The 19,384-nt window shown below is 62.3% G+C and carries 20 protein-coding genes, 1 tRNA gene and 1 pseudogene; 14 read left to right on the forward strand and 8 right to left on the reverse strand.

Annotated elements, in window-relative coordinates; genetic code table 11:
• The first annotated feature begins 33 nt into the window (after window positions 1-33).
• The 5 genes from E2I15_RS04295 (at window position 34) to E2I15_RS38625 (ending at window position 1,840) form a co-directional block, all read left to right on the forward strand.
• Window positions 34-118, forward strand: a tRNA-Leu gene (locus tag E2I15_RS04295).
• Between the two features lie 333 nt (window positions 119-451).
• Window positions 452-682, forward strand: coding sequence for a hypothetical protein (locus E2I15_RS04300; protein WP_137477433.1), 231 nt, complete (start codon window positions 452-454; stop codon window positions 680-682).
• The gene (locus E2I15_RS04305; RefSeq protein ID WP_137477436.1) at window positions 676-900 is read left to right on the forward strand and encodes a hypothetical protein; all 225 of its coding nucleotides are present in this window, start codon (window positions 676-678) and stop codon (window positions 898-900) included. Before E2I15_RS04300 ends, E2I15_RS04305 begins: the two co-directional genes overlap by 7 nt.
• Before the next feature lie 8 nt (window positions 901-908).
• Window positions 909-1,541, forward strand: a complete 633-nt coding sequence (locus tag E2I15_RS04310; protein ID WP_137477438.1) for a hypothetical protein — start codon at window positions 909-911, stop codon at window positions 1,539-1,541.
• 152 nt (window positions 1,542-1,693) lie between these two features.
• Window positions 1,694-1,840, forward strand: a complete 147-nt coding sequence (locus tag E2I15_RS38625; RefSeq protein WP_170991429.1) for a hypothetical protein — start codon at window positions 1,694-1,696, stop codon at window positions 1,838-1,840.
• Window positions 1,841-1,960: 120 nt separating this feature from the next.
• Here the strand turns inward: E2I15_RS38625 and E2I15_RS04315 are convergent, their stop codons facing one another.
• Window positions 1,961-2,299 carry a hypothetical protein gene (locus tag E2I15_RS04315; protein ID WP_246667960.1) on the reverse strand — a complete coding sequence of 113 codons (339 nt, stop codon included), beginning with the start codon at window positions 2,297-2,299 and terminating at the stop codon, window positions 1,961-1,963.
• Between the two features lie 130 nt (window positions 2,300-2,429).
• Between E2I15_RS04315 and E2I15_RS04320 the strand changes: the two genes are divergently transcribed.
• On the forward strand, window positions 2,430-2,744 hold the full coding sequence (locus E2I15_RS04320; RefSeq protein ID WP_137477443.1) for an HU family DNA-binding protein: 315 nt from the start codon (window positions 2,430-2,432) through the stop codon (window positions 2,742-2,744).
• A 152-nt stretch (window positions 2,745-2,896) separates the two neighbouring features.
• Here E2I15_RS04320 and E2I15_RS04325 read toward each other — a convergent pair whose 3' ends face one another.
• Entirely contained in the window at window positions 2,897-3,832 is a 936-nt protein-coding gene (locus E2I15_RS04325; RefSeq protein ID WP_137477445.1) for a LysR family transcriptional regulator, read from the reverse strand.
• A 124-nt stretch (window positions 3,833-3,956) separates the two neighbouring features.
• On the opposite strand from E2I15_RS04325, the gene E2I15_RS04330 reads away from it, so the two are divergent.
• The gene (locus E2I15_RS04330) at window positions 3,957-4,898 is read left to right on the forward strand and encodes an alpha/beta hydrolase (protein ID WP_137477448.1); all 942 of its coding nucleotides are present in this window, start codon (window positions 3,957-3,959) and stop codon (window positions 4,896-4,898) included.
• Between the two features lie 69 nt (window positions 4,899-4,967).
• Window positions 4,968-5,917: pseudogene (locus E2I15_RS04335) on the forward strand (alpha/beta hydrolase).
• Window positions 5,918-6,055: 138 nt separating this feature from the next.
• On the opposite strand, the gene E2I15_RS04340 reads toward E2I15_RS04335, so the two are convergent.
• The gene (locus E2I15_RS04340; protein ID WP_137477450.1) at window positions 6,056-7,693 is read right to left on the reverse strand and encodes a class I adenylate-forming enzyme family protein; all 1,638 of its coding nucleotides are present in this window, start codon (window positions 7,691-7,693) and stop codon (window positions 6,056-6,058) included.
• Between the two features lie 248 nt (window positions 7,694-7,941).
• Between E2I15_RS04340 and E2I15_RS04345 the strand changes: the two genes are divergently transcribed.
• From E2I15_RS04345 to E2I15_RS04355, 3 genes are all read left to right on the forward strand, one after another.
• Complete coding sequence (locus E2I15_RS04345; protein WP_137477453.1) at window positions 7,942-8,649, forward strand: nitroreductase; 708 nt, start codon at window positions 7,942-7,944, stop codon at window positions 8,647-8,649.
• A 44-nt stretch (window positions 8,650-8,693) separates the two neighbouring features.
• Window positions 8,694-9,038 carry a carboxymuconolactone decarboxylase family protein gene (locus tag E2I15_RS04350; RefSeq protein ID WP_137477456.1) on the forward strand — a complete coding sequence of 115 codons (345 nt, stop codon included), beginning with the start codon at window positions 8,694-8,696 and terminating at the stop codon, window positions 9,036-9,038.
• Between the two features lie 88 nt (window positions 9,039-9,126).
• Window positions 9,127-9,930, forward strand: coding sequence for an SDR family NAD(P)-dependent oxidoreductase (locus E2I15_RS04355; protein WP_246729361.1), 804 nt, complete (start codon window positions 9,127-9,129; stop codon window positions 9,928-9,930).
• On the opposite strand, the gene E2I15_RS04360 is transcribed toward E2I15_RS04355, so the two are convergent.
• The 4 genes from E2I15_RS04360 to E2I15_RS04375 are packed head-to-tail and all read right to left on the reverse strand — an operon-like array spanning window position 9,923 to window position 14,461.
• Window positions 9,923-11,059, reverse strand: a complete 1,137-nt coding sequence (locus E2I15_RS04360) for a CaiB/BaiF CoA transferase family protein (protein ID WP_137477460.1) — start codon at window positions 11,057-11,059, stop codon at window positions 9,923-9,925. The genes E2I15_RS04355 and E2I15_RS04360 overlap by 8 nt on opposite strands.
• A 41-nt stretch (window positions 11,060-11,100) precedes the next feature.
• Window positions 11,101-12,156 (reverse strand): MBL fold metallo-hydrolase, encoded by a 1,056-nt coding sequence (locus E2I15_RS04365; protein ID WP_137477462.1) that lies wholly within the window; start codon window positions 12,154-12,156, stop codon window positions 11,101-11,103.
• A gap of 53 nt (window positions 12,157-12,209) precedes the next feature.
• Window positions 12,210-13,358, reverse strand: a complete 1,149-nt coding sequence (locus E2I15_RS04370) for an acyl-CoA dehydrogenase family protein (protein ID WP_137477465.1) — start codon at window positions 13,356-13,358, stop codon at window positions 12,210-12,212.
• Window positions 13,355-14,461, reverse strand: a complete 1,107-nt coding sequence (locus E2I15_RS04375; RefSeq protein ID WP_137477467.1) for an acyl-CoA dehydrogenase family protein — start codon at window positions 14,459-14,461, stop codon at window positions 13,355-13,357. Before E2I15_RS04375 ends, E2I15_RS04370 begins: the two co-directional genes overlap by 4 nt.
• A 242-nt stretch (window positions 14,462-14,703) precedes the next feature.
• On the opposite strand from E2I15_RS04375, the gene E2I15_RS04380 reads away from it, so the two are divergent.
• Window positions 14,704-15,303 (forward strand): TetR/AcrR family transcriptional regulator, encoded by a 600-nt coding sequence (locus E2I15_RS04380; RefSeq protein ID WP_137477470.1) that lies wholly within the window; start codon window positions 14,704-14,706, stop codon window positions 15,301-15,303.
• Window positions 15,304-15,324: 21 nt separating this feature from the next.
• On the opposite strand, the gene E2I15_RS04385 is transcribed toward E2I15_RS04380, so the two are convergent.
• The gene (locus E2I15_RS04385; protein WP_137477472.1) at window positions 15,325-16,542 is read right to left on the reverse strand and encodes an ABC transporter substrate-binding protein; all 1,218 of its coding nucleotides are present in this window, start codon (window positions 16,540-16,542) and stop codon (window positions 15,325-15,327) included.
• 247 nt (window positions 16,543-16,789) lie between these two features.
• On the opposite strand from E2I15_RS04385, the gene E2I15_RS04390 reads away from it, so the two are divergent.
• Both E2I15_RS04390 and E2I15_RS04395 read left to right on the forward strand, forming a co-directional pair.
• Window positions 16,790-18,256 carry a flavin-containing monooxygenase gene (locus E2I15_RS04390; RefSeq protein WP_137477475.1) on the forward strand — a complete coding sequence of 489 codons (1,467 nt, stop codon included), beginning with the start codon at window positions 16,790-16,792 and terminating at the stop codon, window positions 18,254-18,256.
• Between the two features lie 26 nt (window positions 18,257-18,282).
• Window positions 18,283-19,384: AMP-binding protein (locus E2I15_RS04395; protein ID WP_196238883.1), on the forward strand; the 1,102-nt coding region annotated here is incomplete at its 3' end.

A 19,384-nucleotide genomic window follows, 5' to 3' on the forward strand; every position in this document is an offset into this window, starting at 1 on the left:
GCGGTGCCTTCGGGGTTCCATCCGGTATCCCAAGCGCTCGTGGCGGAATTGGTAGACGCGCTGCCTTGAGGTGGCAGTGGGTAACACCGTGGGGGTTCGAGTCCCTCCGAGCGCACCATAAACCCACATTTCACATTGAAATTATTAGACTTTTTCCCGGATGTTACCCGGGGATGTTACCCGTCCGTTCGCGCGCCATGTTCGCACGCTGTTCGCTTCCGAAAGCCTCAGACAATCGTTCGGTGTCTGACTGCAGTCGAACGCGACCATCTCGTTCAGTGCCACCGATTCAAGCGCTCTCGATTCGCCGCTGCCACCGCGGCGATCGTTTCCCGATGAGCGGATCGCGATGGTTGGTCGAGCACTTGAGGCTGGTTTTTCGCAACGTCAGGCTCGACTCTTCGTTCCGTTTTTGTTCTATTTAGGCATCTTCACATCGCAGGACTGAAAGATGCCGGATCTTGAATACATCCGAGGCGAGATCGACCGCATGCGCGTCCAGGTCGGACGGCAAAGGAGGGAAATCCTGATCCTCCAGCGAGCGGTTATTTCAACTGCGGCGGCCGAAGCGCTTCTCGATCGCATGCTGGAGAAGATCGACGGGCTCTGCGCTCAACGCGATCAGCTCAAGAAGGAATTGCCCAAGCCGAAGCCCAAAGCGTTGGGAGGTCGGAGCTGGTGAGAAGGTGGTTTGACGACGAGCGAGATCGGTCGCCATTCCTGGTGGCCCTGAATGAAGTCCGGCACAAGGCAACCCGGGAAGGCTGGTGTTACGCCCATGTCCAGGCCATCATCGTGGCGATCGATCAGTACGCCGAGACGGCAACAGGAAATCGCGACTACTTCCTGAACAAGCCGGTGTCGATTGGCGGCAGTAGAACGACCAGAGAGGCTCCCTAGAGGCCGAAATGGCAGACACAGTGGGTTATCTGGCAAACGCCGAACGACTGCTGTCGGACGCTGAGTGCCTGCACACTGCTGGTCGAAGCCGATCGGCCTCTACACTGATTGTTGTAGCGCTTGAACAGATGGGCGAGTTCGTCGAGGCGCTCACCCGGCAGACCTATCCGGACGCGGATGTCCACATGGGCATCTTTGGCGCGAAAGCAAACGCTCACGCAAAGCGTCAAGATGCATTGGCCGGGCACGTGATGAACTATGCCTTCGGTGCCTATGCCGGGCGAATAATGGCGAAGCGATTGGCTGTAGATGGAGTAGCCGAAGAGAACGTCGTCGAATACATGCTGCGCACGCAGCCTCATCATTTTACAGACGAAGAGCAGGCGCTTCAGGGATCGTGTCCTGATATCGAAGCTGCGCAGAGGCTGATGCACTATGTGCGTTCGAACATGCTCAGGGATTTGAGAGAGTTCGGCCTGTACGAAAATAACAATCGCACGTTCAGCACCGATGAAATCGCCCACATGCTCGAGCTGGCTTCGCGGGTGCGAGGAATACTGCGGCGATCGTGGGTGACCCCAGAGCCGTTTGGGCTCGTCGGCGTGAACATCCCTGAAGGTGCGATTCCTGGCGGCTTGTGATTGCGGCCACCCGATCTCGCTTGCGCTCCTCGCAAGAGTGCGGCGCCGGAAGGATGGTGCGGCAATAAGGTGCTCAAGCTTGCTGCAGTTTAATGAACGAGACGGCGCGGCCTGGGGTAATTTTCGACCCAAATTTATTGGAGCCCGTTTCCATGTCGAACCGCATCGAAGACGTGCAGATGTTGAGGTTGGCGAAGGCATTCTACAAAATCAAAAGCCCGGACGTGCGCCGGGCCATAGTGCTTTACACAGAAGAGCAACTCGAAAAGGAGGCCAGGAAAGAAAATAAGATGTCGTAACCGTTTAGAAAGCGAACGGCCACGTTATGCGCTGCAGTGGATTGTGTGCGGTAGGTGGTCGCGTCGACCGATTGCCGGTTTGCGGCAGGTCTTCCGTCCCGTGGCTACCCTATAGTTTGGTCACTGGAGAACTTTCGGCAGCACGACAACCACGTCAACGTCCAGGCCGAGAACCCCAGAGGCAATAATTGAGATGTGCAGGGCGAAGTCGTCCTCAATCTCCGCTGCAGATGCCTCGTCCTTCGCATAGACATACAACAACGGGCCATCGACTTCGGCGAAACGGATGCCGGTGAACACGCGGTCAAACGTCTCAGCACCCACGATGAGCGCCATCCTTGCCTGTATTGCGTAATCCTGGATGTCGGTCAGGTCCATTTTTCTGTCGCCAGCACAGCCGGTTCCGTTCGTCACTAGATGATAACGGCTCTTGCTTGCTTCAAGGGCACGTATGCTCATGGTGCTATGCCCCCTTGTTTTTTGCGGCTCAATAGGCTTAAGGCGGCGTTCCTCACGATAGTTGGCGCGAATCAGGAGCTTACCGGTTCAACGGTGTGCTGAGCAGATTCCGCATACAGGGAATCCAGACATGGCGAAGATGACCAAGAACCAGTTGATCGATGCAATCGCTGAAGGCACGCAGCTCCCCAAGAGTGACGTCAGGTCGGTGATCGAGTACATGGCGACCGTCGGGTACAAGGAACTGAACGAGTCCGGCGAGTTTGTTATTCCCGGCTTTGCGAAAGTGTCGGTCGTGAACAAGCCCGCCACCGAGGCTCGGATGGGCGTCAATCCCTTCACCAAGGAGCCGATGCAGTTCGCAGCCAAGCCGGCGAGCAAGTCCGTGAAAGCCTCGCCGTTGAAGGTCGCCAAGGACGCTGTCCAGAGTGTGGAAGAAGGTTAAGGCAAGCCATAAATCATCCAACCTGCCTGCCGTCCTGGCGTCGTTCCCGCACGTCATCGATTTGGAACGACCAATGCAGCTTCAATCCCTTGCAACGTCATTCTGTCGTTAGTGAGAGGCAACCCTAACGCAAACGTCGGCGGCATCTTCGCCTATGCAGAGCGACTGCGATTCTTCGAGCCGGATTTCGACCCGGTCGAGCGATATCGCAACGTGTCGACCAGCAACTTGAACGCCGGAGAATTGTGGTGCCGGCTCGGATAGTAGAGGTGGTATCCAGGCAGAGGAGGGGTCCATTTATCGAGTACCCTCTTTAACCTCTTGCCTGAGATGTGCTGATCGACCTGATCCAGGGGGAGGTAGGCAAGACCTAATCCGTCGAGCGTCGTGTCGAGGATGAGATCGATAGTGTTGAAGACGAGCGGACCTTCGACCTGAACTCTGATCTCGCGCCCGTTCTGAATAAGCCGCCATCCGTTCAGCGCTCCCGACGTCGGAAGCCTCAGATTGATGCAGCGATGTTTTATGAGCTGTTGCGGGTCGCGAGGTGCGGGATGTCGCTCGAAGTACTCGGGAGATCCGACGATTGCCATTGGAATGTCCGGCGCAATTCGGACCGCGATCATGTCCTTGGCCACCTGCTCGCCTAGCCGCACCCCGGCATCGAATCGGTCCGCGACCACATCGGCGAGACCGTAGTCGACGATGATCTCGATGGTGATGTCCGGATGGGTGGGCAGGAGTTTTGCGAGCGCCGGGCACAGGACCGTCTTGGCAGCGTGTTCGACTGTCGTGATCCGGATCGTACCGGCAGGTTTGTCCCGGAACTCGCTCAGAGCGTCGATGCTCTGATCCAGCTGGTACAGCATCGGCGAGAGCGTCTGTACAAGTCGCTCGCCTGCCTGGGTCGGCGCCACGCTGCGCGTCGTTCGGGTCAGGAGCCGAATGCCTAGACGCGCTTCAAGTCGGCGAACGATCTGGCTGAGGGCAGACTGGGACAGGCCAAGCTTTGCCGCCGCCCGGGTGAAGTTCCGCTCCTCGGCCACCACCACGAAGGCAGTCATATCGGCCATTTCCTCGCGCCGCATTTATCACTCCACTTCTAGGTTCAAGCACTTTTAAGCATCTAATCGATGTGACGTCGACGGCGTATCTTCGTTTGCAACGGTAGCCCTCGCTAAAGGGGGCTCGGTTTCGCGAAGGAGACAGAGAATGAGCAAGGTCAGTTTCGTCAATTCGAACAACAAGACGATCACCATGTCGGCGGTGATCAACTTCCCCCGAGGTTTCGATGAGAAACGCAAATATCCCGCACTCGTCGTGTCGCACCCGGGGGGCGGCGTGAAGGAACAGACCGCCGGCACCTACGCCAAGAAGCTGGCCGAACATGGCTTCGTGACCATCGCCTACGACGCGTCCTACCAGGGTGAGAGCGGTGGCGAACCACGCCAGCTGGAGAACCCGTCCATTCGTACGGAAGACATCAGCGCGGTGATCGACCACCTGATTACCCTGCCGTATGTCGATAAGGAGCGGATCGGTGCCATGGGCATCTGCGCTGGAGCCGGGTACACAGCCAATGCCGCTATCAACGATCCCCGCATCAAGGCCGTCGGGACGGTAAGCGCGGTCAACATCGGTCAGATGTTCCGGAACGGTTTTACGGGCGAGATCAAGTCTCCGGATGCCATGCCGGTGCTTCTGGGCGGTTCGTCCGCAAGGACAGCCGAGGCCGGCGGGGCGGAAATCACCAGGATGCCGCTGGCGCCGATGAAGAAGGAGGACGCTCCCAACGCCGATCTTGAGGAGGCCTGGGAGTACTATCACACGCCCCGTGCAGAATACCCGACCGCGCCCGGCTGGGCGACCGCGCGCAGCCTGACGCAGATCATCCCCTACGACGCCTACAACATGGCCGAGGTGTTCCTGGTTCAACCGCTGCAGATCGTCGTCGGAAGCGACGCCGGCAGCAAGTGGATGAGCGACGATCTTCTCAGGCGTGCCGCCAGCAAGGACAAGAAGATGCACGTCGTGCAGGGTTCGAACCATATGAAGCTCTACGACGTCCCGAAATACGTCGACGAGGCCGTGTCGGTGCTGGCGCCGTTCTTCGACAGGATCCTTGAACCTTCGAAGACCGCGAAAGCCGCCTGACAAGTAGGAGTTGGCCCGCTCGACGCCGTCGAGCGGGGCCACGATCCATCGCACTGGAAGGAGCGCAGCATGGAAACCGTCAAGATCCAGAATCCGGACATGGCCTGGCACATCGCGGCCGACATCCTTTCCCTCCGGGCTTCGACAGATCGAAGAGATATCCGACGATCGTCAGCGTCCACCCGTTCGGAAGCTGCAAGGAGCAGACATCGGGCAACGTTTATGGCGCCGCGCTTGCCAAGGAAGGGTTCGTCGTCATCGCATACGACGCGAGTTTCCAGGGGGAGTCGGGCGGTCAGCCGCGCTGGATCGAAGATCCGACCCAACGCGTCGAAGATATCAGCCATGTCATCGACTACGCAATGACGGTGCCCTATGTCGACTCCGATAGCGTCGGTGTCCTCGGTGTGTGCGGCGGCGGTGGATACGCGCTGAACGCGACGTTGACGGAGAAGCGCATCAAGGCCGTCGTCAGCATCACCGGTGCGAACATCGGTCGGCTGTTCCGGGAGGGCTTCAGCAACTACGATCCGCTTGGCGCGCTCGAGGCAATGGCAGCGCAGCGTACCAAGGAAGCACGTGGCGGCGAGCTTCAGATCAACGAATTGCTCCCTGCCGATCCGGATGCTGCCCGGAAGAATGGCATGACCGAGATCGATGTCTTCGAGGCCACTGAATATTACAAGACCACACGCGGCCAAAAGCCCGGCGGCGCTACCCGGATGCTGTTTTCGCACGCGCAGAACACGCTGGGCTGGGACGCTTTTGCCTTCGCGGAGATGCTCATGACGCAGCCGATGATGGTCGTGATCGGCAAGAAGGTCGGGGCCTTCGGCGCGTATCGCGACGGCATGGAGATCTACGGGCGTTCGACGGCTTCGAAGGACCGGCAACTGGTCGAGTTGGATGGCTGGTCCCACTACGATCTCTACGACAAGCCAGAGCCAGTGGCAAAAGCGCTCGCCAGGCTCGTTCCGTTCTTCAATCAGCATCTCAGCAGCCGGCAGGCTGCGAGTTAGGCAGCCTGATCAGGCCCTACGCCAGAGCAGGCGGAGCATCGACAAGCCAATCGAGAAAGGTTCGGGACAATCGCTCTATGCGCGGTGCGCAGCACGGGCCATGACCCGTGCCAAAAGTCCCGGGTGGTGCAAGCGCGTTCATTGAACCTTCTCAGGATTCAACGTTAACTCCTTTCTTGCGCGATCTCGCAGAGACACGCGCTGCACTTTGCCTGAGGCGGTCATCGGCAGTGCATCGACCGGCACGATGTAGTGCGGAATCTTGAAGCTGGCGATCTTGCCTTTGCATCGGGCCTTCACATCCTCGAGCGAGCATTCCATGCCCGGCTTGGGCACAACGTAGGCGCAGGGAACCTCCATCAGCCGCGGATGAGGGACGCCGACCACGGCGACCTGCTCGATCGAGGGCACCAGCGCCATGAGCTCGGTCTCCAGCGCGGCGGGCGAGACATTCTCGCCACCCACCTTCAGCATCTCCTTGTAGCGCCCGAGGAACTGGAGGAAACCGTCAGGCCGCTTGAAACCGCGGTCGCCGGTGAGCAACCATCCATCGCGGTTGATCGTCGCGGCGGTCGCTTGCGGATCGCGGAAATAGCCGCGCATGACCGTATAGCCGCGTACGGCGATCTCTCCCTCGACGCCGTCAGGCCGCTCGTCGCCGGTTGCGGGATCGAGGATTCTGAACTCCAGGCCGGGCAGGGGGCGACCGGACGTCGTGCAGCGCTGTTCCTCGGTGTCGTCGAGTGAGCTCAAGAACACGTAGCATCCGGCTTCCGACATGCCCCATCCGGACGCGGTCGGGCACATCGCTTTCTGGACTTGCGCGGCGACGGCATTGGAGTTCTCCATGCCCGCCGGTAGCGAACCAAAGCGCAGGCTGGAGAGATCGGCCTTCAGATGCTCCTGTGCGCGCATAATATCAGCATAGTGCGTCTCGAAACCATGCAGGCCCGTGATGCGCTCACGCGCGATCAGCCGCACCGCCATCTCGGCGTTCCAGGTGTCCATCATCACCTGATGCGCGCCGGCATACATGCAGCCGAACACCGTCTCGGACATGCCGTAGAGGTGGAACATCGGAAGGAAGTTGAGGACGGCGTTGCCTTCGCCGAGCGGCCAGATGTCGTAACGCGCGCAAATGCTTTGCAGCAGGGTGTGATCGTGCATCACGCCCTTCGGGTTGCCCGTGGTGCCGGAAGTGAAGACGATCAACGCGATATCGTCGACCTTCACATCGGCTGCGGCCTTCTCGAGCTCCTCGGCCGGCACCCGTTCGGCATCGTTTAGGAAGCGCGCCCAGGACAGCGGTCCGCCTTCAGGCGTGTCGCTCATGATGACGATGTCGCACAAGTGCGGGAAGACCTCGGAACGAGCGAATTGCTTGCCGTCGAACCCGGGAAGCACGTCCTTCAGGATGTTGACGTATGCGACGGGACCGGAGCGCTCGACGACGAACAGCAATTTGCACTCGGCCAGACGGAGCGCATAGGCGACGTCGTGTTCGCGGTAGCGCGTGTTCATCGGGGCTGCGATGGCGCCGATCCGCAGGGTCGCATACAGCGCGATCGTGAACTCGATCCGGTTCGTCACCCACAGACCGACGACGTCTCCCTTGCTCACACCGCGCGCCAGCAGCGCGCGCGCTGCGCGGTCGATCTCGGCATTGAGTTCGCTGAAACTCAGTCGGGTGTCCCGAAACGTGATCGCGGTCTCGTTGCCCCAGCGTCCGGCCGCAATGCGGGGCAAATCGCCAAATCTCGGTGCTGTTGCTGACATGTGCTTCGCTCCCTCGATAGACTCGCTGGTCGTTGCCTGGGATTTGGCTTCCTGTCGCCAAGATCCGTCGCGATCGCCCGGTCCAAAGTTCGCGAGGCAAATACCATAGAGTTGCTTATTTATACCGTGCAGTATATCCTACCGGTTCGCCCTAGGCAAGCGTCCGCTTCCGGGGCCGAACGCGCGGGGGACCGATTCACAGGCCCGATCGGACGCCGAACCCTGCGCGGGTAACCAAAGAGGTGGTGATGAACGCATTGAACAAGAGCAAAGCCGTGTCCGTGAGCGAGGAGGCGGCCCTGGAACAACTGCTGCGCCGGCGTCATTCCTGCCGCGGTTTCCTTGCGACGCCCGTACCCGAGACCGTGATCGAACGGATCATCGAGATCGCGCAGCGCACGGCCTCATGGTGCAATGCCCAGCCCTGGCAGGTCGACATCACCCGCGGTGAGGGCACCGAATCCTTTCGCAGGCTGATGTTGGCCCATGTCGAGGATCAACCGGTCACGGACTTCGCTTGGCCCAAGGCCTATCAGGGCATCTATGGCGACCGCCGCCGCGCCTGCGGGTTCGCGCTGTATGAAAGCGTCGGCGTGGCGCGCGGCGACAAGGAAGGATACCGGCGGCAGATGACCGAGAACTACCGCCTGTTCGGCGCGCCGCACGTCGCCATCATCTCGTCGGACGACGGGCTCTCCACCTACGGCGCGATCGACTGCGGCGGTTTCGTCGCTAATTTCCTGAATGCTGCGACCGCGCTTGGCGTCGCAACAATCCCCCAAGCGGCGTTGACGGTGAGGTCCGATCTCGTCCGCGCGCATTTTGGTTTGCCGACGAACCGGCGTGTCGTGTGCGCGATCTCTTTTGGCTACGCCGATCCGAGCCATCCGGCCAATGGCTTCAGGACCGATCGCGCATTGCCGTCGGAGGTCATCAGGTTCCATGATGGCGCTTGATCGGCAGGAATGCTCCTGTCGAGACGAAGCACGAGGAGGCTGAAATGGCGGATGGACAATACAAGGCAAAGCTGCAGGACGTCAGAGCCAATGCGGCGCGGCTCTACAAGGCCGCGCCTGAGCCGATGAAGGCGTTTCAGTCGCTTGTCAGCGCCACCTTGAAGGACGGAGCGCTGTCTATCCGGCACAAGGAGCTCGTCGCGCTCGCCATCGCGATCGCAACGCACTGCGAGGGGTGCATCGTCCATCACGTCGATGCCGCAAGGCGCCATGGTGCCACGCGCGAGGAAGTCGCGGAAACCATAGCGGTCGCGGTCGAGATGGGCGGTGGTCCTGCGACGGTCTATGGCGCCACGGCACTCGCCGCATTCGACGAATTTGCCGCGTAGGCGAGGCGCTCCGCGGCCTTCTCGCGGGACATCTGGAGAGAAAAGCATGGGAGCCAATCCAGCCCTTCACCATCGTCCGCGCGATTGGATGCACCAGTCGCGCCTCGCGGGGCTCGTCGCGCTCGTCGTCGGCGGCGGGAGCGGCATCGGCGAGGAGACGGCGCGTGTCATCGCCGCCAATGGCGGCAAGGTTATCGTGGCCGACAACCGCAAGGCGGCTGCAGACGATGTGGCGGCGGCGATCGTCGCGGCCGGGGGCAAGGCGATCCCGGTCGCGATGGATGTCGCAAGCCAGGCCGACATCAATGCGGCGGTCTCAACGGCCGTCGCGGTCTACGGCCAGCTCGACATCGTGGTCAATGCCGCTGCCATTGTGAAGGCTGCGCCGCTGGAGACCTGCGATCTCGAGGACTGGCGGCTCTCTTTCCGGGTCAATGTGGAAGGGGCGATCATGCTGGCGCGAAGCTGCCTGCCGACGTTGCGCAACAGTGCGCATGCCTCGATCGTCCATATCGCATCATTGTCCGGCATCGGCGCCTATCCCAATGGCGGCGCCTATGGCGTTACCAAAGCCGCACTTATCGCGCTGACGAAAACCATGGCAATGGAGTGGGTCAAGTACGGCATCCGTGTGAATGTCGTCAGCCCCGGCACCGTCGAGACGCCGTTGATGCGTGCCGTGTTGAGCCCGGACGACATCGAGCAGCGCGGCCCGCATTCCGATGCGGCGGCTCGGACAGCCGTCGGAGCTTGCGGATACGATCGCCTTTCTCGCCTCGCCGATGGCGTCCTTCGTGACCGGCCAGAACCTCAATTGCGACGGCGGTCTCTCTCAGGCGCTGATGGTGCAGAGCTTCAACGCGGATCAGTGACGCAATTGTGCGTCACCTGAGGGCGCCGCGGCTGCGCATCCCATCGATATCGTCGGACGCATAGCCTAGCTCGGCCAGAATTTCGCCACCGCTCGCGCCGGTCGCGAGTGGTGGGCGAACGGGAGGAGCCGGCGTGCGCGCGAAGCGCGGCGCGGGCGCGGCTTGCAGCACGTTGCTTTCGCCGCGGAACACCGTGCCGCGGTCCCTCAGGTGCGGGTGGTGCTCGGACTCGGCGATCGTCAGCACAGGCGAGACGCAGGCGTCGGAGCCATCGAAGATTCGAGCCCATTCGTCGCGGGTCTTCTCCTTGAAGACGCGCGCGAAGCGGTGGGTCTGTTCGGTCCATTGGCTGCGATCGTTTTGGGCCTTGAGCGGCTCCTCGGCCAATCCGAGCCTGGCGCAGAATTCAGCGTAGAATTGCGGCTCAATGGGACCGACCGCCATGGCCTTGCCGTCAGCAGTCTCGTAGCAGCGATAGAACGGCGCCCCGCCGTCGATCAAATTGGCCTCGCGCTGCTCCGACCAGTCGCGTCGCGCGTGGAACATGTAGAACACCGACATCATCGCCGCGACGCCGTCTACCATGGCGGCGTCGACGACCTGCCCGCGATCGGAGCGTTGACGTTCCACCAGCGCGGCGAGAATGCCGAAGATCAGGAACATGGTGCCGCCGCCATAGTCGCCGACAAAGTTGAGCGGCGGTACCGGAGGCGCGCCACGCTGGCCGATCGAGTTCAGGCTGCCCGACAGCGAGATGTAGTTGATGTCGTGCCCCGCCACCGACGCCCATGGACCAGCCTGGCCCCAGCCGGTCATGCGCGCATAGACCAGTCGCGGATTGGCCGCGCACATCTCGGCGGGCCCAAGGCCGAGGCGCTCCATCACGCCGGGACGAAAGCCCTCGATGACGACGTCCGCGCGCGCGATCAGGCGCTTGCATGCCTCGGTCGCCTCGGCCTGCTTCAGATCCAATGCGATCGACCGCTTGTTGCGGCGGTTGATGTCGGTCGGGTCGGCTTTGCCCGCCGCGCGATCGACAGAGATCACGTCGGCACCGAGATCGGCGAGCAATTGTCCGGCCAGCGGGGCCGGCCCGAGGCCGGCCATCTCGATGATACGAATGCCCGCGAGCGGGCCGGCGGTTGCCATGATGTATCCTTCCAACGTGTCGTGCGTTGAGGTTGGTGCGGTCACGGCAGCCGGCAGACCGGGCGTCCGGCGTCGACGCTCCAGGCGAGGTCGCCGCGCCGGATCAGACGGTTCACATGCGCCAGGGTCTCGGTGAAGGCGAAGCTCATCTCATGTGCAGTGAGATTGCGTGAATGGAACAGCGCCGGGACAAGCTCGTCGACCGATTTCGGCCCCTCGCGGCAGGCCTCGATGGCCTGGCGGCATCGCTCCTCGTGATGGGCAAGGATTTCGGCGCAGCGCTGGTGCAGGCCTTGGAACGGTCGCCGATGGCCCGGCAAGACGAGTACGTCATCGGGAATTTCCGAGGTCATGCCGCGCAGCGTGCGCATGTAGTGGCCGAGCGGATCGCCGGTCGGCTCCTCCGCCCACACGCTGATATTGGGTGTGATCTTCTCGAGCACCTGATCGGCGGCGAGCAGCAGCGCCTCCTCGGGGCAGTAGAGCAGGATCTGCTCAGGTGCATGCCCGTCGGCGCTGAGCACGCGGAAGCGACGGGGCCCGACGTTCAGCGTGTCTCCCATCAAGAGCCGGTAGAATGTCTCGGGAAGTGGGGTCACTTCGCGTAGATAATCCAGGCCGTGGGTGGCGACAATCGACGCTGTGTCCGGCGTCATGCCGTAGCGCAGGTAGAATGACCGATTCTGCTCTGACGCCGTCGAATGCGGGTCGAGCGATAGCATCTTGCACGCGGCATAGGTGGAGTAGCTGGTGAGCAGTGGGACGTTGAAGCGTGCGCAAAGCCAGCCGGCCAATCCGATGTGATCGGGGTGGAAATGGGAGACGATAACTCGCGTGATGCGCACGCCCGCGAGAGGGCCGGCGAACAGCCGGTCCCAGACCGCCTGCGCTTCCGCGGTGCGAATGCCGGTGTCGAAAATCGCCCAGCCACCTTCATCCTCGAGCAGATAGATATTCACGTGGTCGAGGCGATAGGGCAGCGGGATCCGTAGCCAGCGCAACCCGGGCGCGATCTCGAATACCTCGCCATAGGCGGGCGGGGTTTCGAACGGGAACGTCAGCTGGCGTGGCTGGTCGGGGCGTGTGTGCAATGTCATGATCGTTTCTCGCTTTCACCAGCTCGTCGCATAGCCCGCCGCGTCTGCGTTGGTCAGCGCAAGCCGAGGCCGCGCGCGATGATGCCGCGGAGGATTTCGCGCGTGCCGCCGCGCAGCGAGAAGGACGGCGCGGCGAGCACGATGTAGCGCAGGGTACGTATCAGTTCCCTTGTGTGCTCCGCGTCGGGCTCGATCTCGACCAGGCTCCGCACCACGTCCGGCATCTCCTGCTCGACCAGCGCGCCGAGATCCTTGACGACGGCAGCCTCGAGGGCCGGGTTCTCGCCGTTCTGCAGCAGCCATGCGACGCCGCGGGACAGTTGGCGCAGCACGACGAAGTGCGAGATCAGCCGGCCGACGGCCACGGTCGCATGCTCCGACGGATTGCGCTGGAGCACGCGGATCAATTCAGCGAACAGCACGAAGGAGGAGAGGAAGCGCTCGGGACCGGACCGCTCATAGGCGAGCTCGCTGGTCACCTGGTGCCAGCCATTGCCCTCCTCGCCGATCAGCGCGGAAGCGGGCACGAAGACGTTTTCGAACACGACCTCGTTGAAATGCTTCGCTCCGGACAGGTCGGCGATCGGGCGGATCGTGATCCCCGGCAGCGTCAGGTCGACCAGCAACTGGCTCGTCCCCTTGTGACGGTCGGCCGGGCCGCCGCTGGTCCGGCAGAACAGCAGCATGACATGTGCGCGGTGGCCGTAGGTGGTCCACAGCTTGGTGCCGTTGACGCGGAATCCGCCATCGACGGGCTCGGCGCGGGTGCGAACCGCGGCGAGGTCGGAGCCGGAGTCCGGTTCGCTCATGCCGATGCAGCAGAAGAGCTCACCGGCCGCGATCTTCGGCAGCACACTGCGGCGCTGCTCTTCGGTGCCGAAACGCAGCAGCAGCGGGCCGCTTTGCCGGTCGGCGATCCAGTGCGCTGCGACCGGTGCGCCGGCCGCCAGCATTTCCTCAAGCACGACGTAGCGTTCGAGGCTGCTCCGCTCATGGCCACCATATTGCCTGGGCCAGGTCATTCCGATCCAGCCGCGCTCGCCCATCCGGCGCGAGAATTTGGCATCGAAACCGCTCCAGGATGCGGCCCGCACATGCGCAGGCACGTGGCGCAGCTCCTCGGCGAGGAAGGCGCGAACCTCGCCGCGCAGCTTCTCGGCTTCAGGCAGCAGCGGCGCGTTGGGGAAGGTGAAATACGTCATGATGCCTCCTGCGGCGCGCCGAACGAGGTCACGAACGGCCAGAGCCCATCGGCCCCGGCCGCGATCGCCTGTTGCCCCAGAATGGCACTCCAGTGCCGTTCCGAGCCGAACTCGTCCCTCCACGCCCATAGGCGCCGGGTGAAGAAGTGCAGCCGGTGCTCTTCGGTAAAGCCGATCGCGCCGTGCACCTGATGGGCGATGGGCGCAGCGATGCTGACTGCTTCGCCGGCGCGCACTTTGGCTGCGGCAATCGCAGAGATGTCGAGCCTGTCGAACGCGGCGCCGGCAATCGCAGCGGCGGCGCCGCAGGCTGCGACCTGGCCGGCGAGGGTGGCGAGCAATTGCTGGACTGCCTGCTGCTTGCCGATCGGCTTGCCGAACTGCACGCGCTCATTGGCGTAGGTGACGGTCATTTCCAGGACACGCTCCAGCGCGCCCGCCATTTCGGCGACGCGAAGCGCCGCGCCCGCTGCCTTCAGCGTTGCGCAGGTCCAGCGCGAGGGAGCGGGGCGCACAACATCGCCAGACAGTTCGGAATCAAGGGTGAGGGCATCGGAGGGCAGGCCGGCCAGCGAGCCCTCTTGCGTGACATCCGCGCGCGTCCGCTCCAGCCTGACCACAAACGGCTTGCCGTCATGCTCCACCAACGCGACGATCGGGTCGACATTGCGGGCCCACGGCACGCCGGCCGCGTGGCCGCGGATCCGCCAGCCTAGTCCTTGCCGACCGAGCGCGAAGGCGCTCGTCCCGGTGACCGGCGCGATCGTCGCCGGCCCTGGCGCGGCTTCGAAGCCGGCTTCAGTCAGCAGGCGGTTGGCCAGCATCGTTTCGGCGAGCGGGACCGGCGCTGCGTGATATCCGGCGATGCGCAGGAGATCGACTGCCTCGCCTGGACTGACGCCGAAGCCGCCGGCCTCCTCGCGGACGAGCGCGAGCGGAAAGCCTGCTTCCGCGACCTGCTGCCAGCACGTTTCCGACCACTGACCGAGCTGGGCCGCCCTGATGTCCCGATCGGGCACCGATGCGAACAGCCGGCCAGCACTTTCATTGAGGAGCTCACTCGTCTCGCTCCTGTATTGCAAGGTCGCCATATCCAGATCCATTCACGGCTGTCGTGCGCCGGGAGGTCGGCGACGACACGACTCTTCTTGGTATTGCACCGAATATACTGGCTAGTATATTTATTTGTCCAATGGATATGCTATGAAGAATGGCAGGTCTGTCGGGCGAATGCGGAGTTCCGGCCCGGTGCGATATCTCTCTGCCGCACGCCTGGCTTGGAGGAGGGGTGGCGCGAAGCCCCCTGAGAATCACGTATCAATAAGTACCGTCTCGAAGGGCCGACATGAGCGTCAAGCAGCACATCAAGGAATACAAGCGCGAGCTGATCCTGGAAGCCGCGGCCAAGCTCTTCTATGAGAAGGGGTTCCAGAAGACGACGATCGACGACATCGGCGCCGCGCTCGGGGTCACCAAGCCGTTCATCTACACCTATTTCGACAACAAGTATGCGATCCTCGAGCAGTTATTCGATCAGTCCTATGGCGATCTGTATGTCGACTTGACGCAACTGCTGGGTAACAAGAAAGGCGCTGCCCGGGATCGCCTGCAGCAATTCGTTACCTTGTATGTCGCCAAGAACATCGAATATCAGAAGTTCTCCGCCATCATGCTCGAGGAGGAAAAGAGCCTCAGCCCGAAAAAAGTCGGCGACATCAGGCGCAAGCAGCGCGACTTCGACACCAAGCTCGCGCGTCTCATCGAAGAGGGTGTATCCAACGGGGAATTTCACGTCAGCGATCCGATGATCGCCTCGCTCTCGATCAGCGGCATGGTCCGTTGGACGCATCGCTGGTATTCGCCCCAGGGTCGGCTGTCCGCAGCGGAGCTGACAAAGACGATGGGCGACCTTGCGCTGAACCTGGTCGGATGCGCTCCGGCCTGAGCGCACCCGACGCAGGCCCCCTCACTTCTTTGCCTGAGCTTCCTTGATCAGCGGGCATTCGCTCTCCGCGAGAGGGCGGGTCGCGTCGTCGGCGCTGAGCTTCTGGATCGGTTTCAGGATGTCCCAGTCGCCGGTCGACTCCTTCGGGGATTTGGCCTGAAACAGATACATCGGGCGCGGCAGGCGGCCGTCCTCGCGGACCTTGCCGCTGTCGGTCATGAAGTCGTTGACCGGCAGTTCCCGCATCTTTGCAACGACCTTCCTGGCGTCTGTCGTCCCGGCGGCCTGCACGGTCTTGAGATAGTGCGTGACCGCGCTGTAGACGCCGGCCTGCATGCTGTTCGGCATCTTCTTGGTGACCGCGAAGAAGCGCTTGGAGAAGGCGCGGGTCTTGTCATCCAGATCCCAATAGAACGCTTCGGATGACAGCAGTCCCTGTCCGGTCTTCAACCCCAAGGCATAGATGTCGTTCATGAAGGTGATGAACGATGCAAGCTTCTGACCGCTTTCGACGATACCGAACTCGTGCGCCTGCTTGACGAAGTTGACGAAGTCGGCTCCCGCAAGCGCGAGCAGGATCGCCTTCGCCTTCGATGATTGAGCCTGCAGGATGAAGGAGCTGTAGTCGGCCGTATTCAAGGGAACGCGGACGGTGCCGACCGGCTTGCCGCCCGCCTCCTCGGCGAAGCGCGAGCCGTCGCGCGCCATGGCAGCGGCGAAGGCGTAGTCGACCAGGACCTGGTAGAAGGTATCGGCACCGGAGCGGATCGTCGCCATGCCGACGGTCTTCGCAAGCCCGTAACTGTCATACACCCAGTGGAATGAGGTTGCGGTGCAGGCCTTGCCGCTGAGGTCGGCGGAGCCGGCGCTGGTCACGATATCGATCTTGCCGTTCGCTGCGGCCACGTTGCGAACGGCGAGGGCCACAGCCGTATTGCTGAGGCCGGTGATCATCTCGACGCCGTCGGCCTCGATCCAGCGTTTGGCGATCGCAACGCCGGCATCGGCCTTGTTCATGTGATCGGCCGAGACGATTTCCACCTTGCGCCCCAGGACCGGACCGAAATCCTCGACGGCCAGCCGGGCTGCCGCCAGCGAGCCCTGTCCGGACAGGTCGGCATAGGGACCCGACATGTCCTCGAGCACGCCGATCTTCAGCGGCGGTTCATCTGACCAGGCCGCGCCTGCGAACAGCGAGATCGAGCACGCCAGCAGCAATTTACCGACGAGGTAGCGCATGAATCCTCCTATTTCGTTTGATATACTGATGGGTATTTTTATATTTGATACAGTACCATCTCGGCAAATGCAAACGGAACCCGGTCGCGGGGCGGCGTCCGGGGAATCCTCGACCAACGAGCGCGTACGGTCGCCAACGCGACCTTGCTCGGCACGCAGATCAGGTTCACGCTTGACAGATACCGATCAGTATATTTTTATATCAGCAAGAATGTCATTCAAAATCGCAGTGCCGGAGACGTCAAAAATGACCAGCGCGAGCAACGCTTCGTTCAAGGTGGCTATCGTCGGTGCCGGTGCGTCCGGGATCGCGACGGCGGTGTATCTGCAGCGCGCGGGCATTGCCTTCACGGTGTTCGAGCGCGCCGGCGACGTCGGCGGAACGTGGCGCGACAACACCTATCCCGGCCTGTCCTGCGACATTCCCTCGCACCTCTATCGTTACTCGTTTGCGCCGAATTCCGAATGGAGCCGCGAATATTCGCCGGCCGCGGAGATCCACGCCTATTTCCGGGGCGTGGCGGAGAAGCTCGGGATCATCGACAAGGTCCGCCTCTCCAGCGAGGTCACAAGAGCCGAGTTCGTGGGCGAGGGGCGGTGGCGCATCACGACCACGCAAGGCGATGAAGGCTTGTTCAATGCCGTGATTGCCGCGACCGGCGTGCTGCACAAGCCCGTGCTGCCCGATATCGACGGCCGCGACAGCTTTGCCGGCGCGTCATTCCACAGTTCGCGCTGGAATCACGATATCACGCTCGGCGGCAAACGTGTCGGTATCATCGGCACTGGCTCGACCGCCACGCAGATCCTGCCTGCCATCGTCGACGAGGTGAAATCGGTGTCGCTGTTTCAGCGGACGCCGCAGTGGATCATCAACGTTCCCAACAACGAGTTCTCCGAGGAGAAGAAGACCGCGTTTCGGAAAGAACCGCAGAAGATGGCGGATCTCTATGACCATCTGAACAATCTCTTCAACCAGCGCTTTGCCGCCTCGCTGGTCGGCGAGAACGATGACGGTCTCGCCGAAATGGCGCGAGCCTGTCGGCAGAACCTCGAGGACAACGTTCGTGACCCCGAACTTCGGCGTCGGCTGACGCCGTCCTATCAGGCTGGTTGCAAGCGCCTGATCGTGTCGGACAAGTTCTACCCCGCGATCCAGCGCCCGAATGCGCATCTGATCGACACCGGGATCATGCGGATCGACCCCACAGGGGTTCGGACAAGCGACGGCCTGATGCATGAGCTCGACGTGATCGTCTATGCGACCGGCTTCGATCCGTTTGCATTCTTCCGCCCCGCGGTGATCCTCGGTCGCAATGGCGTCAGCCTCAATGAGCGCTGGAAGGATTCCTGCCAGGCCCATCGCTCGGTGGCGGTGCCGGGCTTCCCGAATCTGTTCTTTATCGGAGGGCCGAACAGTCCGATCGGCAATTTCTCCTTCCTGCGTACTGCCGAAGTCCAGATCGGCTACGTGACCAAGCTCGTGAAGCTGCTCGCCGAGGGCGCCCATCGCGAGGTCGAGCCGACCGAGGAAGCAACCCACGCATTCAACGCCGAGGTCGAGCAGGCGATCAAGCACACGGTCTGGGTCACCGGGGGATGCACGAGTTGGTACTTCGACAAGCAGGGCAAGGTCGTCTCGTGGCCGTGGTCGTATGGGCGGTTCGAAGCCGATCTGAAGCAGCCCCGCATGGAGGAGTTCAAGGCCGCCTGACGGCAAAGGCAAAAGGGAGGACGTCAATGACCGGGGCAATCCCGAAGGAGCGGCATGACGTTGCCGTGGCGGAGGCTGATGCGCGGCGCGTTCCCGAGCGCGACGAAGCGGTGCTGCGCTACGTACTGGAGCGGCGCGCCGCACTGCACCCCGATCGTCCGTTCCTGCGCTTTGCCGACGGCACGGCGACCACCTATAGCGCGTTCTGCAGATCGGTTCAGAGCCTTGCGGTGGGCCTTGCCTTCATCGGCGTGAAGCAGGGCGACACGGTCAATGTCTGGCTGCCGAATACGGTCGATATCGTGCGGGCGTGGTTTGCGATCAACTGGCTCGGCGCGATCTACGTGCCGATCAACACCGCCTATCGCGGCAACCTTCTCTCGCATGTCCTGGTCAATGGCGGGGCGAGGGTGCTGCTGGCGAACAGCGGCCTCGTGGACAGGTTGAGGGATATCGACTGCGGCTCGATCGAGACGATCGTCGTCGACGGCGAGCCAGCTGCCGAAATCGAGGGGAAACGGCTGCTACCGCTCGCCGCGCTCGACCTCGATCCTGCGGACCTGCCGGCGTTGGCAAGGCCGATTGAGCCCTGGGATCCACAATCGATCGTCTATACCTCGGGCACGACGGGCCGGTCGAAGGGCGTGGTCAGCTCCTACGCGCATATGTGGCACATGTGCGGTCCTGCCGCCTATCCGATGCTCGACGAGACTGACAGCGTGCTGTGCTTCCTGCCGTTCTTCCATATCGGCGGCACGCTGCCGGTCTCGGCGATGCTCAATCGCGGCGGCGTGGTGGGGCTGGGCGGCGATTTCACAACCGACCGGTTCTGGCCGACTGTCCATGCGACGCAGGCGACCTACACGATCCTGCTCGGCGTGATGTCGAGCTTCATCGCAAAGCTTCCGCCATCGGATGCCGACCGCAAGCACACGCTGAAGAAAGTGACGATGATTCCGCTCCCGGGCGACTCCCAGGCGTTTGCGGAGCGGTTCGGCGTCGACGTCTGGACGCTGTTCAACATGACCGAACTCAATACGCCGATCGTGTCAGCGTGCAATCCGCAGGTGCCTGGTACCTGCGGCAAGGGCCGGCCGGGCAATGCGCTTCGCATCGTCGATGATCATG

The organism is Bradyrhizobium sp. BR2003 (genome assembly GCF_009720285.1).
GTDB classification, from domain to species: Bacteria; Pseudomonadota; Alphaproteobacteria; order Rhizobiales; family Xanthobacteraceae; genus Bradyrhizobium; species Bradyrhizobium elkanii.